The sequence below is a fragment of the Streptomyces sp. NPDC057002 genome (genome assembly GCF_042673825.1).
Classification (GTDB): domain Bacteria; phylum Actinomycetota; class Actinomycetes; order Streptomycetales; family Streptomycetaceae; genus Streptomyces.
The window spans coordinates 752,996-769,258 of record NZ_JBHURZ010000003.1 but is presented as its reverse complement, the minus strand read 5'-3'; the positions used below and the strand labels follow the sequence as shown (position 1 = coordinate 769,258).

At 71.4% G+C, this 16,263-nt stretch carries 10 protein-coding genes; 5 read left to right on the top strand and 5 right to left on the bottom strand.

The features are described 5' to 3' along the window. Positions 1 to 262 precede the first annotated feature (262 nt). From ACFT32_RS18315 to ACFT32_RS18300, 4 genes are all read left to right on the top strand, one after another. The gene (locus tag ACFT32_RS18315; RefSeq protein ID WP_382490126.1) at positions 263 to 976 is read left to right on the top strand and encodes a hemolysin III family protein; all 714 of its coding nucleotides are present in this window, start codon (positions 263 to 265) and stop codon (positions 974 to 976) included. A gap of 122 nt (positions 977 to 1,098) precedes the next feature. Beyond that, a complete protein-coding gene (locus ACFT32_RS18310; RefSeq protein WP_382490125.1) occupies positions 1,099 to 2,658 on the top strand; it encodes a DHA2 family efflux MFS transporter permease subunit in 1,560 nt (519 codons plus the stop codon). A 5-nt stretch (positions 2,659 to 2,663) separates the two neighbouring features. Beyond that, the gene (locus ACFT32_RS18305) at positions 2,664 to 3,290 is read left to right on the top strand and encodes a TetR/AcrR family transcriptional regulator (protein ID WP_382490123.1); all 627 of its coding nucleotides are present in this window, start codon (positions 2,664 to 2,666) and stop codon (positions 3,288 to 3,290) included. Between the two features lie 33 nt (positions 3,291 to 3,323). Continuing rightward, on the top strand, positions 3,324 to 4,055 hold the full coding sequence (locus ACFT32_RS18300) for a Mut7-C RNAse domain-containing protein (protein ID WP_382490121.1): 732 nt from the start codon (positions 3,324 to 3,326) through the stop codon (positions 4,053 to 4,055). On the opposite strand, the gene ACFT32_RS18295 is transcribed toward ACFT32_RS18300, so the two are convergent. From ACFT32_RS18295 to ACFT32_RS18275, 5 genes are all read right to left on the bottom strand, one after another. Then, complete coding sequence (locus ACFT32_RS18295; protein WP_382490119.1) at positions 4,046 to 6,457, bottom strand: galactose oxidase-like domain-containing protein; 2,412 nt, start codon at positions 6,455 to 6,457, stop codon at positions 4,046 to 4,048. The genes ACFT32_RS18300 and ACFT32_RS18295 overlap by 10 nt on opposite strands. After that, positions 6,441 to 7,661: a glycosyltransferase gene (locus ACFT32_RS18290; protein WP_382490117.1), complete on the bottom strand. Its 1,221-nt coding sequence runs from the start codon at positions 7,659 to 7,661 to the stop codon at positions 6,441 to 6,443. Before ACFT32_RS18290 ends, ACFT32_RS18295 begins: the two co-directional genes overlap by 17 nt. Further along, positions 7,658 to 9,310, bottom strand: a complete 1,653-nt coding sequence (locus tag ACFT32_RS18285) for an ArnT family glycosyltransferase (protein WP_382490115.1) — start codon at positions 9,308 to 9,310, stop codon at positions 7,658 to 7,660. Before ACFT32_RS18285 ends, ACFT32_RS18290 begins: the two co-directional genes overlap by 4 nt. Next, the gene (locus ACFT32_RS18280) at positions 9,307 to 10,626 is read right to left on the bottom strand and encodes a glycosyltransferase (RefSeq protein WP_382490113.1); all 1,320 of its coding nucleotides are present in this window, start codon (positions 10,624 to 10,626) and stop codon (positions 9,307 to 9,309) included. Before ACFT32_RS18280 ends, ACFT32_RS18285 begins: the two co-directional genes overlap by 4 nt. A 146-nt stretch (positions 10,627 to 10,772) precedes the next feature. Further along, positions 10,773 to 12,809, bottom strand: a complete 2,037-nt coding sequence (locus ACFT32_RS18275) for a thioredoxin domain-containing protein (protein WP_382490111.1) — start codon at positions 12,807 to 12,809, stop codon at positions 10,773 to 10,775. Positions 12,810 to 13,046: 237 nt separating this feature from the next. On the opposite strand from ACFT32_RS18275, the gene ACFT32_RS18270 reads away from it, so the two are divergent. Next, positions 13,047 to 16,247 carry a tetratricopeptide repeat protein gene (locus ACFT32_RS18270; protein WP_382490109.1) on the top strand — a complete coding sequence of 1,067 codons (3,201 nt, stop codon included), beginning with the start codon at positions 13,047 to 13,049 and terminating at the stop codon, positions 16,245 to 16,247. The last annotated feature ends 16 nt before the right edge of the window (positions 16,248 to 16,263 follow it).

Here is a 16,263-nt window from a genome sequence, read left to right as displayed (position 1 = left end):
TCACGGTGAAACTTGGCGCTCATCCGGTGCCGACCGCACTCATTTGATCATCCGACGTCCGCGCCCATCTGTCCAGAGGAGCGCACAGGTGAGCAACGTGAGGATCGCCACGGTTTCTCGCGACGCTTTGCGTGCACGTTGGGTTCATATGACCGTCCGTTTGCGTGACCATCGTTCGGCGACGGTGAGAGGATGGCCACTCTTCGTCGGCCAATCAGTTGGACTGATAGGTCACTTACGCTTCCGTAGCTACCATTCGGCCATGACTGCGTTCGTCCCCGACGCGCCCTCGGATACGCCGGCCGACGGCCGTGGCCCGGTGGCGCTCTCCTTGCCGCACCCCGTGAAGCCCAAGCTGCGCGGCTGGCTGCACCTCGGCATGTTCCCGGCCGTTCTCGTCGCGGGCCTGGTGCTGACCGCCCTCGCCGACTCGTCCAGAGGGCGCCTCGCCTGCGGTATCTACGTGCTGACAGCCTGCCTGCTGTTCGGCGTGAGCGCGCTGTACCACCGGGGCAACTGGAGTCCGCGCATGGACGGCGTTCTGCGCCGTCTGGATCACGCCAACATCTTCCTGATCATCGCGGGCACCTACACGCCGCTGACCATGCTGCTCCTGCCGGGGGCGAAGGGGCAGTGGCTGCTGTGGGGTGTCTGGGCCGCGGCGGCGGCCGGGATCGTCTTCCGCGTGTTCTGGGTCGGCGCCCCGCGCTGGCTCTACACGCCGTGCTACATCGCGATGGGCTGGGCGGCCGTCTTCTATCTGCCGGACTTCATGCGGACCGGCGGGATCGCCGTCCTCGTCCTGGTCATCGTCGGCGGTCTGCTCTACAGCGCGGGCGGCGTGGTCTACGGGATCAAGAAGCCCAACCCGTCACCGCGCTGGTTCGGCTTCCACGAGGTGTTCCACTCCTTCACCCTGGCGGCCTTCATCACGCACTACGTGGGGATCTCCCTGGTGGCGTACCAGCACGCGTAGATCCCCTCCCGACTTTCACGGCCACGGCTCTCCAGCCGTGGCCGTTTTCGTTTGCGCCCGGTGCCGGCCCCTGGATCGATAATTATTGACAGTGCCTACTTTTTGAGAGTTACTTTCATTTCATGGCTACTGTCACTAACGGGGTCCGCCAGGACCCGCGCCGCTGGTGGGCCCTCGGGGCCCTGGTCGCGAGCATGCTGACGCTCGGCTTCGACATGACGATCCTCAACGTCGCGCTGCCGACCATGGCCGAGGACCTGGGCGCCACCACCGGTGAGCAGCAGTGGATGGCGGACGCCTACGTCGTCGTGTTCGCCGCCCTGATGCTCCCCGCCGGGCTGCTCGGCGACCGGTTCGGGCGGCGGCTGATGCTGGTCACCGGGCTCGGGATCTTCCTGGCCGGTTCGGTCGCGGGCGCCCTGGCCGGGGACGTGACCTGGGTCGTCGCCGCCCGTGCCGTGATGGGCGTCGGAGGCGCGCTGGTCATGCCGCTCGCCCTGTCCGTGCTGCCCTCGCTGTTCGGACCGGACGAGCGCACCAAGGCCGTCGGCGTCATGTCGGCCGCCTCCGCGCTCGGCATGCCGCTCGGCCCGATCATCGGCGGCTGGCTGCTCGACCACTTCTGGTGGGACTCGGTCTTCCTGGTCAACGTCCCGATGGTCGGCATCGGCATCACGGCCTGCCTCGTCCTGCTGCCCGAGACCCGGGACCCCGCCTCCCCCAAGGTCGACACGGTCTCGACGGCACTCACCGCGGCCGGCCTCGGCGCCCTCGTCTACGCCATCATCGAGGCGCCCACGCGCGGCTGGGGCGACCCGCTGGTGGCCGGGTTCCTCACGGGCTCCGCGGTCCTGCTGGCCGGACTGGTCCTGCGCGAGCGCCGGGCGGCACGGCCCATGCTCGACATGGAGCTGCTCTCCCACCGCTGTTTCCTCGTGAACTCGCTCGCGGCGACCCTGGTCACCTTCGTCCTGGCGGGCCTGCTGTTCCTGCTGCCGCCCTACCTCCAGGCCGTCCTCGGCCACGACGCCCTCGGCACCGGGCTGCGGCTGCTGCCGATGATGGGCGGGCTGGTGATCGCCGCGCGCGCCGCCCAGCCGGTGGCCGCCCGGTTCGGCCCCCGCGCGGTGGTCAGCGCCGGCCTGGTGGTGCTGGCCTTCGCCGCGTTCCTCGGCAGCCGTACGGCGGCGGACTCCGGCTACGGCTTCACCGCGCTGTGGCTGACCATCACCGGCCTCGGCTTCGGATTCGCGGTGGTCCCGGCGATGGACGGGGCCCTGGCCGCGCTGCCCGCCGACCGGGCAGGCAGCGGCTCGGGGCTTCTCATGACCCTGCGCCAGGTCGGCAGCGCGATCGGCATCGCCCTGCTCGGCAGTCTGCTCGCGGGCGTCTACCGGGACCGGCTCGACGTCGCCGGGCTGCCCGCCCGGGCCGCCGACACGGCCGGGGAGTCCGTGGTCGCGGCCCACCTCGTCGCCGAACGGACCTCCGCGCCCGGCCTGGCCGCCTCCGCGAAGAGCGCGTACGTCCACGGCATGGGCGTCGTCCTGCTGGTGTGCGGCGTGGCCGCCCTGGTCGCCGCCTTGTTCGCCGCGGCGTTCCTGCCCGACAGCCGGTCCGCCCCGGGCGGGGCGAGCGGCGCCCCGGCCATGGCCGAGCCCGAGGCCGATGCCCGACAATGACCTTCATGACGGCCCCACGCACCACCCCCGCCGACCGGCCCCCGCTGGGACTCCGGGAGCGGAAGAAGATCAAGACCCGCCAGGCGATCCGCGGCGCGACCTACGCGCTGATCGAGGAGCAGGGTTACGACGCCACGACGATCGAGCAGATCGCCGACCGTGCCGAGGTGTCGCCGTCGACCGTCTTCCGCTACTTCCCGACCAAAGAGGACATCGTCATCACCGACGAGTGGGACCCGGTCATGCTGGCGGAGCTGCGGGCCCGGCCGGAGGACGAGTCGTGGGCCGACGTCCTGCGGCACGTGATGCGCAAGGCACTCGACCTGAGCCTCGCCGAGGAACCCGAGGTGACCCGGCTGCGGACGCGGCTCGGAGTCGAGGTGCCGGCGGTCCGGGCCCGCATGATCGAGAGCACGGCGGCCACCGGCCTGCTGCTCCGCGAGGCCCTCGCCGAGCGCTCCGGGCTCGACCCGGACAGCCTGGAGCTACGGGTCTTCGCCATGTCCGTGATGGGCGGGCTGATGGAGGTCTCCCACTACTGGGCCGAGACCGGCCACCGGGACGACATCCGGGACCTCGTCGACCGCGCCCTGGACGTCCTGGAACACGGCCTGCCGAGCGGAAAACCCTGAGGCGGCGGCCCGTCGCCGTGTCATCCTGACCAGGTGAACGGTCCCGAGATCCACGTCGAGTTCGCTCCCGAGCTGCATGTGTTCGTCCCCCGGGCCCGGCGTGCGGGCACCGTACGGGCCGCCACCGACGGCGTCTCCAGCCTCGGCCATGTCGTCGAGTCGCTGGGCGTGCCGCTGACGGAGGTGGGCGCCCTGGTCGTGGACGGCCGCGAGGTGCCCGTCTCACACGTCCCGGCAGGCGGCGAGTCCGTGACCGTACAGGCCGTCGCACGCCCCCAGAAGGTTCCGGGCGCTCCTCTGCGCTTCCTCCTCGATGTGCACCTCGGCACGCTGGCCCGCAGGCTGCGGCTGCTCGGCGTGGACACGGCCTATGAGTCGACCGACATCGGCGATCCGGCGCTGGCCGCTCTTTCGGCGGCCGAGCAGCGGGTCATGCTGAGCCGGGACCGGGGGCTGCTGCGCAGGCGTGAACTGTGGGCGGGGGCGTTCGTGTACAGCACGCGTCCTGAGGAGCAGCTCCGGGACGTCCTGGACCGGTTCCGTCCCGAGCTGCTTCCCTGGACGCGCTGCACCGCCTGCAACGGGGTGCTCCGCAGGGCGACCAAGGACGAGGTCGCCGACCAGCTGAAGCACGGTACGCATGCGACGTACGACGTGTTCGCGCAGTGCGGTGCGTGTGGGCGGGCCTATTGGAAGGGCGCGCATCACGAGCAGTTGGAGGCGATCGTGGAGCGCGCCCTGACCGAGTCACGCGATCAGGGCTGACTCTTCCTCACATCACCCTTTCCGCAGGCGATTCCGTCCCGGTTCCGGTCCAGGCCCAGTGGGTCGTCCTTGCCGTTGATCTTCAGGCGGCCGTAGTCGTTGGCCTTGAGCCACTCGCAGCGGGCTGCCGTCGTCTTCTTCACCTCCGCCGGGAAGTCGGTCGGCACGCAGACGTTGATCGAGCCGTAGTGCCGGTCGCAGCCGGAGATGGTCGGGCTGACCTTCTGCGAGACCCGCTTCTTGCCGGGCTTCACCACCTTGCCCTCGGGCGCGTCGGCGAAGTCGTGGACATGCGCTGACGCGTCCGTCGCCTTGAGTGCCTGCGGGCCCTGGAGGTGCACCCACTCGGCCACCGACGGCACTCCGTCGGCGTCGACCGCGAAGAGCATGTACCAGCCGGGCGGGGCCAGGTTGGGGTTGCTCGTGACGTTCAGGTCGACGTTGTTGCCGTCCACCGACAGCGGCAGGTCCACGAACCGCTGGTTCGGGTCGGAGGAGTGTGTGACGGCGGCCGGGCGGATCAACTCGGCCTTGGCGATGGGCCGGTCGACGGTGATCCGCTGGGTGTCGCCGTAGTTCCACTCGGTGTCGATGACGGACGTGATCTGCGGACGCGGGCCCTTGAACAGGTAGGGCGGGCTGTAGACCGACACGTCGTGGTTCCAAGTGCCGTTGCCGGGGTTGTCGCCGGTGGTCATCACACGGCCGTCGGGGAGCAGGAACGCCGAGGAGTGGTAGCCCCGCGCCTCGGGGTCGACGGCCACCGGGTCGAAGGTCTCCGACTCCGGGTCGAAGATCGACGTCTCGTAGACCGGGTCGGCGCGGTTGTGCAGGGCGCCTCCGGTCTCCAGCACCTTGCCGTCGGGCAGCAGCACGGCGGAGACGTACATCTTGCCCTGGTTCCCGGTCTGCGGGACGGGCCCGTCGCCCAGGTCGACCGTGCCCTGCGGGATCGGCGGCCCGGCCACGTACGAGGGGTTCGGCTGCTTGAGGTCGATGATGTCGGTCAGACGGTTCGCCTCCGGGTTGGAGTCGATGTTGCCGCCGCCGAGGGTGAGGACCCTCTGGTCCTGCGCCGGGGGCAGCAGCACGCTCGCCGACTGGTCGCGCTCGTCCTTCTTCTGCAGGCCCGGCACCTGGGTGATCGTGTTGGCGCCGTAGTCGTAGAGCGCCGAGCCGGTGCCCGGGATGTTGTTGCCGAAGACATGGCTGCCCGAGTAGAAGAGGCGGCCGTCCTGCATGAGGATCATCGACGGGTACAGGCCCCAGTAGGACCAGGTCTGGTTGACCTTCCAGGTGGGCTGCCACCGCTGCTCGGCCTGGGAGAACAGCTCGGCGGTGACCGAGCCGGTGGAGTCCTCGCGCAGTCCGCCGAAGGAGATGACGTCACCGTTGCCGAGGATCGTGGCCGACGGGTACCAGTGGCCGTCGTTCATGTCGTTGGTCTTGGAGTAGGTCTCGGTCTCCGGGTCGAAGATGTACGAGTCCTTGTAGCCCTGGTAGCCGACGCGGCCGTCCGCCGAGGGATAGCCCTTGTTGCCGCTCATCACCAGCACGCGCCCGTCCTGGAGCTGCACATGCCCGGCGCAGAACATGTCCTTCGGCGTGGGGACGACTCTGTAGGAGCCGTCCGCCGGGTCGTAGACCGCGGAGGTGAAGGTGCCGGCCTCGAACATCGACTCGTCGTTGCCGGAGCCCGCGATGAGCAGGACCTTGCCGTTGTGCAGGACGACGGAGTGCATCGAGCGGACCGGGTTGCGCGTGGGCAGGACCTCCCACTTGCCGTTCGCGCACTGCTCGGCGGTGCCGGTGCACCGCGGCGGCAGGACCGGGTCGGGTACCTGGTCCATCGTGTAGTCGTCGGTGGTGGCGGAGCCGGTGCCGTAGACGGAGACGCCCCAGGAGATGCGGTCGGTGCCGGCCGGGACCTCGGGGGTGCGGACCGTGGCCTCGGTCCAGTTCCCGGCCATCTCCAGCGTCTTGAGGTCGGTCCAGTACTGCCAGCCCGCCGTCGCGTCGTGCCGGAAGAGCGTCACCGAGGCGTCCGGGGTGGTCGTCTTGTACCAGAGGCCCAGGTCGTACTGCTTGCCGGGCGTCACCACCGGCGCGCACTGGGCGGACTCGGTGATCAGGGCCTTGCGGTCGCCGTCGGCGCGGCGGGTCAGCTCGACCTTCATGGCCTTGCCGCCGGAGTGCGCGTCGGTCGTGGTGGTGAAGGTGAAGTCGTTGTCGCCCCAGCCGGACTTCTCCCAGCAGTACGGCATGTCGCCGGTGCCGGCGGTCTCGAATCCGGGGTTCTTGATGAGGTTGGCGGCGGAGGCGGTCTGCGGAGAGGTCAGCAGCAGGCCCGAGGTGAGGCCCGCCACGGCCAGGAGTGCGGTACTTCTACGACGTCTTTTCACACGGCTCTCCTTGCTGTGCGGAGCTCCCGCGTCCGGGCTTCTCACGTCCCCGGCGCGGCAGATAGACCAGCGCTTCGGTCCCCGCGAAGCGCAGGACGAAGGTCGTCACCAGCGCGAGCGCGGTGGCGGACAGCACGCCCAGGTGGAACTGGTGCACGAACAGGGCGATCAGCGGGATGCGCAGCACCAGGTCGGCGTTGGCGAGCAGCGCGAACCGCCCGGCCCGGTCCCACCAGCGGCGGTGCCTGCGCCGCTCGCGGAACAGCAGATGCTCGATGAGCAGGAAGTTCCAGGCGACGCCGAGCTGGTTGGCGAGGATCTCCGCCGGTACGTAGTGCATGCCGAGCGCGGTCAGCGCCCACAGGCCGACCAGGTTCGGCAGGAAGCCGGTGAGCCCGATCAGGCCGAAGCCGACCATGCGCGCGCCGGGCGAGGCGGTGCGCAGCCCGGCCAGATGGCGCAGGAAGCGCAGGCCTTCCTGGGCGGTCGACTTGGACTCCCCGGCGAACCGGTCCTGGAAGACGAAGGGCACCTCGGTGACCGTGCGCGGGCGGCTGCGGACGGCGAGTTCGAGGAGGATCTTGTAGCCGAGCGGCTGGAGCACCTCGGCCGTGACGGCGCTGCGGCGGATCGCGAAGAAGCCGCTCATCGGGTCGCTGATGCCGCGCAGCCGGCGCGGGAACAGCGCCTTGGTCAGCCAGGTCGCCCCGCGCGAGACGAACACCCGGTAGCTGCCCGCGAGCCCGGCCCGGCTGCCGCCCTTGATGTACCGGGAGGCGACCACGAGCCCTGCGTTGGCCCGCTCGCCGGTGGCGACCAGGTCGGGCACGAGCGACGGCGGGTGCTGGCAGTCGCCGTCCATGACGACGATCCAGTCGGAGGTCGCCGCCTTCATGCCCTCGACGACCGCGCCGCCGAGCCCGCCCACCGGCTCGTCCCGGTGCAGGACCGTCACCGGGAAGGGGCAGTCCTGTGCCGCCTTCTGGATGACCTCGGGCGTGTCGTCGGTGGAGTCGTCCACGAAGACGACCTCGCAGGGCAGCCGGGCCGGGACGGCCTCGGTGATCTGGTGCAGCAGCTGCCGTACGTTCGCCGACTCGTTGAACGTCGGTACGACGATGGTGACGGCGCCCGGTTCGGGGATCTCGGTGGTCTCGGTCTCGGTCTCGACGACCTCACCGGGGACGGTGGACTCCTGGCTCATCGCGCGCCTCCGGCGGACGTCTGGATCTGGCGGATCTCGATGCGGTCCTCGCCGGTGCCGAAGGTGGCGACCGGGTCCGAGTGCTCCATGGCGGCCTTGACGTTGGGCAGGTCGGCCGCGTCCCGCCGTACCGTCGGCGAGGCCACGACGTAGTCCAGGTCCTTCCAGCCGCGCGGCATCGTCTTCGTCACCGCCGGGTCGAGATCGGCCTTGTAGAACCAGATGACGCCGAGCCCGGGCCGGTATCCCTGGTGCACCAGGTCCAGCCAGAGGGCGTCGTCCACCAGCACCCGGGTGCGCTCCGGGTCCTCGACCTCCGTGGCCAGCCACTTCGAGGCCGCCTGGTAGCCGGCGTTGGCGTCGGTGGTGACGGCGATGCGGGCTCCGTCGTACCAGCGCGGTACGACGTAGGCGCCGGCGGCGAGGGCCAGGACCGCGGCGAGCGCGTACCGGCCCAGACTGACGTACCGTTTCTCCGCCTCGGAGCGCCAGCGGCTCAGCACCCCGTGGGCGACGGAAGCGGTGCCGCCCGCCAGGACGAGCGCGAGGAACGGCAGGGCCTGGATGACGTACATCGCGGGCAGATAGCCGTTGGGGCGCAGGGCCAGCGCGGCGAAGATCGCGACGGCCAGGGCGGGTCCGGCCAGGGCCCGGGCGGTGACCGACCAGCGCCAGGTGGCGAGCAGCAGCAGGGCGCCCGCGAGGCCGCCGAGGGGCAGGACGCGGTCGTAGTACAGCCACGACTGGAGGACGCCCCAGGAGCCGGAACCCTGGTCGAGGATGAAGCCCGAACCGGGTCTGGTCATCTGGTACTTGACGCCGTCCCAGAGGGAGACGTGCCCGGCACCCGGCAGCAGCTCGCCCTTGAGCAGGGCGAACAGCGGGTACGAGAAGCCGATCAGCGTGCAGGCCGTGACGGCTCCGGTGAGGGCGAACTTGCGGGTGTCCTTGTGGCTGTGGCGCCACATGGTGAGGAACAGGGCGGGCAGGACGACGAGCATCGTCTCCTTGGTGAGGACGGCCGTGGCGGCCGCGATGCCCGCGCCGAAGTGGTGCCAGAGATGGCGGCTCGGGGACGCGGCGAGGGTGAAGGCCAGCAGCGTCCACATCACCGCGAGGTTGTCGAGGAAGATCTCCCGCTGGAGGACCACGGACAGCGGCGAGAGCCCGAAGAAGACCATGCCGAGCCCGGCGGCCCAGCGGGGCAGCGCCAGACGGCGGCCCAGCACGAACACCAGGACCGCGCTGATGCCGCTGATCAGCAGCATCGCGGCGCGCATGGTGCCCACCGTCATCGACTCGGGGCTGATCAGCGCGGGGATCCAGGTCAGCACGGCGATCTGGATCCAGCCGAGGGGCGGATGGTCGTACCAGTAGGTGTAGTGGGCCAGGCCGTTGCCCTGCTGGACGGACCAGGCCTGGGCGAGGTAGGTGCCCTCGTCGTCGCTGAGGGCCGGATAGTCGGCGATGTTCCAGCCCTGCACGACGAGGATCGCCACGAGGAGGACACCGCAGAGGACCAGGTCGGGCCGGGAGGAGCGCAGCCGGCTCGGCGGCTCGGGTGTGCGACGGGCCGGACCGGCACCCGGCACACGCTGCCGCTGCGCGGGGACCTTCGGGGTGGTCGCCGCGGGAAGGGTGGAGGTCACGCGGGAACGTCCTCTCGGGTCACGGGTACGTCCTCGACGTCCTCACGGGTGTGCGGGGCGCCCGCCCGGGTCGCGGCCGTCGCGTCGAGATGCGCGCCGACATGGGTCGTCAGCTCCCAGTCGTTGCGGCCGCGCTGCTCACGCCACACGGCCCGCACGGCCGCCCCGGCGAGCAGGACCTGGTAGAAGGGGCCGCCCACGACCAGCTTCAGGTAGTGCGCGAAGCGGACGCGCAGCCCGTACTGCTTGCCGAAGTCGTGCAGTCCGACGATCTCGAAGACGAAAGTGACCAGGGCGGTGACGGCCGGCAGGAAGGTGATGAAGGCGATGCCGACGGGCACGTCGAGGAAGAGCGCGATCGCCACGTTCAGCGGGATGATCAGGCCGGTGAAAGCCTGCATGAACGGGGTCATCAGGGTGTAGCGGGCGAGCAGCCGCTGCCCGAGGGTGGGCAGTTGCTTCCAGTCCTTCTTCCGGTACACCTGGAGGAACCCCTGGTTCCAGCGGGTGCGCTGCTTCAGCAGGGACATCAGCGAGCCCGGGGTCTCCTCCCGGGTCACCATGTCGGAGTCGTAGGCGACCACGACCTTCTTGCCGACGCTGGAGAGCCTGACGCCCAGGTCGCAGTCCTCGGCGAGGCAGTTGGGATCCCAGCCGTCGGCCTCCCTGAGGACGTCCGTGCGGACGAAGACGGTGTTGCCGCCGAGCGGAATGAAACCTTTCTGCGCGTGCAGATGGAGCCGCGAGCGGAACCAGAAGAAGTACTCCAGGCAGTTGCGCAGGCTGTACCAGCTGGAGTGGAAGTTGATCAGCTGCACACCGCCCTGGACGACATCCGCGCCGGTGGTGCGGAAGGCGTGGTCGACGTGCGCGAGGAGCTCGGGGTGGACCTGGTCCTCCGCGTCGAAGACCCCGACGACATCGCCGCGGCAGTGCGGCAGGGCCGTGTTCATGGCCTTCGGCTTGTTCTTCTTCTCGTGCGTGTCGACGACGACGCGGACCCGTGGGTCACGCGCCGCGGCCTTCTCGGCCACCTCGGTGGTCTCCGGATCGTCGTGCCCGACGATCACGATGATCTCGAAGTCGGTGTGGCTCGACTCCAGCAGCCGCTGGATCGTGTGGTCCAGCACCGCCTGTTCGTGCCGGGCGGGCAGCAGCAGCGAGAAGGAGACGTGCTCGTCCCCGTCCGGACTGCTGAACCGCGTGGAGGCGAGCACTTCCGGCGTGCGCCAGGCGTGCATCTGCCACCACAAGGTGAACGCCGCCATCCAGAACAGAGCCAGTGACACGGCAGCGATGAAGACAGACGTGAGCAAACAGATCCCCCCAGATCCCAGAACCCCCAGTGGTGACAGTGGGCCTGTGCGGCCCCATCCGTCACATCACTGTGCAGAGATTAAGGGGGAACTGTGAAGCCCGGGGGCTGTTCAGATAAAGAGCACGTTTCCGTTGATTCGCGACTTCAGCTGCTCAACACCGCACGCAACCTTTCAACTTCGGTCGTCGGGGCGTCACAGGTGAAGTTACGGCAGACATACGCGGCCGGTTCACCGCCGACCAGCGGACGGCCCGTGAGCAGCGGGAACTCGTCGCTCTCCGGAGCGCCGACGGCGACGACCGCGCCCGGCGCGGTGCCCAGAAGTGCCGTGCGGTGCAAGGTCTTCGTGCCCTCGTGATCGAGCGACGGCCCCACGATCGCGACCTCGCGCGGCCCGTCCAGCGCGGCCTCCGCGGCGGCGAGCCCCCAGCCGATGAAGCGGGGCACCCGCGGCCCGAGCGCCTTGACGACGCCGAGGGCCTTCTCGGCGGCGGTGCGGTGGGGCTCGGACCCGGTGTGCGCGGCATAGCCGAGCAGGGCGTTCGCCGCCGCGGTCCAGCCGGACGGGGCGGCGTTGTCGGTCGGGTCCTGCGGGCGGCGGATGAGCTGCTCGGCGTCGGCGGCGGTGTCGTACAGGGAGCCCGACTCCGGGTCGGTGAAGCGGACCAGGACGTGGTCGGCGAGGAACCCGGCGAACTCCAGCCAGACGCCCTCACCCGTGACGGACGCCAGCGCGAGGAAGCCCTCCGCCACGTCGGCGTAGTCCTCCAGCACGCCCGCGTTGGCGCCGGCGTGGCCGTCCTTGCTGGTGCGGGTGAGCCGGGCCTGCTCGTCGAGGTGCAGCCGGACCAGAAGGTCGGCGGCGGCGACGGCGGCCTCGACCAGATCGGGCCGGTCGAAGTAGGCGCCGGTCTCGGCGAGCGCGGCGATCGCCAGCCCGTTCCAGGCGGCCACGACCTTGTCGTCCCGGCCGGGCGCGGACCGCTCGGCCCGCGCCGCGAGCAGCCGCTCCCGCACCGAGGCGACCTTCCCGGCGTCGACCAGCCCTTCCTGCTGCTGGGGCAGCTGGAGGACGGAGGCGCCCTCTTCGAAGGTGCCCTCCTCGGTCACGCCGAAGTACAGCGCGGCCAGCTCGGCGTCTTCCTCCCCCAGCACCTCACGCAGCTGCTCAGGCGTCCACACGTAGTACGCGCCCTCGACGTGCCTGCCGGTCCCGTCGTCGCTGTCGGCATCGAGCGCTGAGGCGAACCCGCCCTCGTTCGTGCGCAGTTCGCGCACCATGAAGTCGGCGGTCTCCAGGGCGACCCGGCGCGCGAGTTCCGAGCCCGTGGCACGCCAGAGGTGGGCGTACACCCGGCACAGCAGAGCGTTGTCGTACAGCATCTTCTCGAAGTGCGGCACGACCCAGTCGCGGTCGACGGAGTAGCGGGCGAAGCCGCCGCCGAGCTGGTCGTAGATGCCGCCCCGGGCCATGCGCTCGCAGGTGTCGGACGCCATCTGAAGGGCGCCTTCGGCGCCGGTGCGCGCGTGATGCCGCAGCAGGAACTCCAGCACCATGGACGGCGGGAACTTCGGCGCCCCGCCGAATCCGCCGCGCTGCGGGTCGTACTCCCGGGTGAGCCCGAGCAGCGCCTGCGCGAGCTCCTCCTCACCGGGGGTCCGGGCGTCCCCGTAGGAGATCTCCCGGGCCGCCAGATCCCGGACGATCTTCCCGGCGACCTCGGTGACCTCGTCCCGCCGCTCCTCCCACGCCTGGTGCACGCCCTGGAGCACCTGCCGGAAGGAGGGCATGCCCTGGCGGGGGGCGGGCGGGAAGTAGGTGCCGAAGTAGAAGGGCTCGGCGTCCGGCGTGAGGAACACGGTCATGGGCCAGCCGCCCTGCCCGGTCGCCGCCTGCACGGCCTCCATGTAGACGGCGTCCACGTCGGGGCGCTCTTCGCGGTCGACCTTGATGCTCACGTAGTGCGCGTTGAGGTCCTCGGCGGTCTGCTGGTCCTCGAAGGACTCGTGGGCCATGACGTGGCACCAGTGACAGCTGCTGTATCCGACGCTGAGCAGCACGGGCACGTTCCGCTTGCGGGCCTCCTCGAAGGCCTCCGCCGACCAGGGCCACCAGTCGACGGGGTTGTCGGCGTGCTGAAGGAGGTAGGGGGACGTCTCGTGCGCCAGTCGGTTCGGCATGGTGTCCATCCTGCCGCAGTACCCCGCCGGTCACGCGTCAGGCGCCGCCCGGGCGACGCTCCCGCCGCACGCCCGCCGGGCACACGGCGCGCCGCCGGGCCCGTGTCTTCACACAATCGGGCGGGGCACGCCCCCTCGCAACGATGCGCCGTCCGCAGCACACTTGACCAAGAAACGACCGAGAACACGACCGAGGTGACCGCGGAGAACGCCGTTGCCGCCGGAGGGGGACGTGACATGCGGGACAGTCATCGGGCGGAGGCCGAGGGGCTGTTGGCGCGGGCCGTCGAGGAGGAGGTGCGACGGACGGGCGGGCGCAACGACGGAAAGGTGCTGCTCGCGCGGGCGCGCGGAGGGCTCGACGGGATGGCGCAGCGCGCGGCCGAGGAGTACGAGGCCTACACACGCGCCCTGGACGAGGCGGCGGCCGGACAGCTCACCTTCGGGCAGCGGTACGCCCGTGAGGGCGCCGGGACTCCCCTGCTGGTGGCCGGAGTCGCGGCGGTCGCGGCCGTAGTCGCCGACATGGCCCTCGGCACGGGCACCGGGACGGCACTGGGCGCGGGCGTGGCCGTCGGGGTCGTGGGCGCCGCGGCGACGGTCGTGAAGGTGGTCGGCTCCCATCTGCCGGCCGCGCACCACCGCGCCGGGGCCGTGAGCCAGCCGGGCGGCCCGGAACAGCTGCGGCTGCAGTGGCTGACGGCGCTGGAGGTGCGGGGCATCCGGCCGTTCCTGGACCAGCAGCGGGTGCTCGCCGCCTCCACCGGGCCGAAGAAGACCGGGCCGCGGCTTCGGGGCGCCGACAAGAGCGCGGCGGCGCGCGGGCGCAATGTGCTGGAGCAGTCCTTCGCGCAGCTCCCGGACCCGGCGGAGCCGTTCGCGGGGCGGCGGCCGGAGCTGGCGCAGATCCGGCAGTGGGTGCAGGCGGCCCGCGCGAGCACGGAGAGCCGGCCGACGGTGGTCGTCCTGCACGGCACGCCCGGCAGCGGCCGTACGACGCTCGCGGTGCAGGCCACGCACGATCTGCGCGACTACTTCCGCGGCGCCTGCGTCGTCGATCTGCGCGCCGAGGGCCCGGCCGGGTCCCCGCTGTCCGTCCGCGACGCCCTGCTGCATCTGCTCAACCGGCTCGGCGCTCCCCGTGAGCAACTGCTGTTCCGTGAGCGCTCCTCCCCCGACCAGCAGGTCAAGCGGCTGAGCGAGCTGTACCACCAGCATCTGACCGGCCTGCCGGTCACGATCGTCCTGGACGACGCCTCGGATGCCGAGCAGGTCCGCGCCCTGGTGCCGGAGCGGTCCGACAGCCTGGTGCTGGTGACCGCGCGGGGCCCGCTGGAGCCGGCCGAGCTGCCCGCGCGGGTGCATCAGCTGGCGGTGGAGCCGCTGGACGCCGCGGGCGCGGAGGAGCTGCTGGGCGCGGCGGCCGAGGACCGTTCCGGGCCGTACGACGCCGAGTCCGCCGACCGGGTCCGGGAGCTGTGCGGCGGGCTGCCGCTGGCGCTGCGCATCGTGGGGTCGTGCCTCGGCCCGCGCTCCCCGCGCGCGCTGGCCACTGACCTCGGCGCGTACGGCCCGGTCGAGCCGGTCGAGCGCGCCCTGTGGCTGCGCTACACCGACCAGCCGGACACCGTACGGCGGCTGCTGCGCCGGCTGGCCCTGGCCGGCCGGGCCTCGCTCGGCGCCGCCGCGGCCGCCGCGCTGCTTTCCACCGACGAGGCGGAGGCGAAGCGGCATCTCCAGGCCCTGACCCGCGCGGGCCTGATCGACCACGTCCGGGGCGACCGCTACCGGCTGCACGACCTGGTCCGCGCCTTCGCCCAGGCCCGGCTCCTCGACGAGGAGGAACCGGCCGAGCGCACGGCGGCGCAGGAGCGGCTGATCGTGAACTACGCCGAGCTGGCCGACTCGGTGCTGCGCATGGTCGACGGCAACATGTCGACCCGCACCAACCGCTTCAGCCCGTACGGCTTCACCTCCCTCGACGAGGCGCTGCGCTGGCTGGACGACGAGTCGAGCTTCATCACGGCGGCGCTGCGGCACGCCGAGGGCGTGAACCAGGCGGCGGTCCTGAACCTGCTGGGCGCCCTGTGCGACTACTGCCTGCTGCGCGGCGACCTCTACCGACTGGGCGAGATCAGCGAGCTGGCGCAGGCGGTGGACGAGGGACTGCTGGTCCGCTCGGTGCAGTGGCGCACCGGCATCGCGGCGCGGCAGCTCGGCGAACTCGACAAGGCCCGCACCACGCTCGCCTCGGTCGTCGACCTGTACCGGGAGGCCCACCACGACGCGGGTGCCGCCCGCGCCCTGTGCTCCCTCGGCATCACCCTGCACCACCAGGGCAATCTGACGGAGGCGTCGGCGAAGCTCCGCGAGGCCCTGGCCCTGCAGTCGTCCGCCGAGCTGGCGACGGACCGGGCGTGGACGATGCACGCCCTGGCGGCGGTGGAGCGGGACCGGGCCCGGGTGTCGGAGGCCCTGGACCTGCTCACCGAATCCCTGGTCCTGCATCGCGCCGGCGAGTCGGTGCACGGCCAGGCGTGGGCCCACTTCCAGCTCGGCCAGCTGGGCCTGCGCATGGGCGACGTCCCGCGCGCCGAGTCCGAACTGCGCGCGGCCCTCGACCTCTACGGCCGTACCCGCGACGCCCGGGGCGAGGCCTGGGCCCTGACCCAGCTGGCCCGGGCCCTGCTGGTCGCCGGCGACGCGTCCCCGGCCGTGGAGGAACTGCGCGGCGCGGCGGCCCGGCACCGCGACAACGAGGACGCGCGGGGCGAGGCCTGGACCCTCTACTACCTGGGCCAGGCCCTGGAGGAGACGGGCGCCCTGGACCAGGCGGTCCGCGAACTCGAACGCTCCCGCACGATGTTCTCCCGCATGCGCGACGTCTACGGCCTCGCCTGCGCCCGCCACCACTCGGCCCGCGCCACCCGCGACCAGCGCGCCGCCCAGACGGGCTCCCTGCGCAACTCCGGCTTCGCCCGCCAGCTTCTCGTCGACGCCCGCGCCGACTTCCAGCGCATCGGCGTCGCCCACGGCGAGGCGTGGACCTGCCTGGAACTGGCCGTCGTGGACGCCGGCAACGCCCGCACCCAGCAGGCACTCGCCCTGTGCGACGAGGCGACGGACCTCTTCACGTCCTACGGCGACCGCCGGGGCGAGGACTGGGCCCGCTTCCTGCGCTGCACGCTCCTGCCGTACGCGGCCCCGGGCGGCGCGGAGGTCGGCACGGCCGTCGCCCAGGAGGAACTGGCCCAGCTGTCCCGGGCGGGCCACCCCCTCCGGGACGAGAAGCTCGACGAATACATCGACGCCTGGGGGCTGATGCTGGAACGGGGCGTGAGCCTGGAGGCGGGGTGGCAGGCGTGGGGCCTGGGGATGACGCCGAGCCGGCATGCGCGGGAGGTGATGGGGGTGGTCGTTTCGGCGGAACGGGGGTGAGACGGGCCCGGACGGG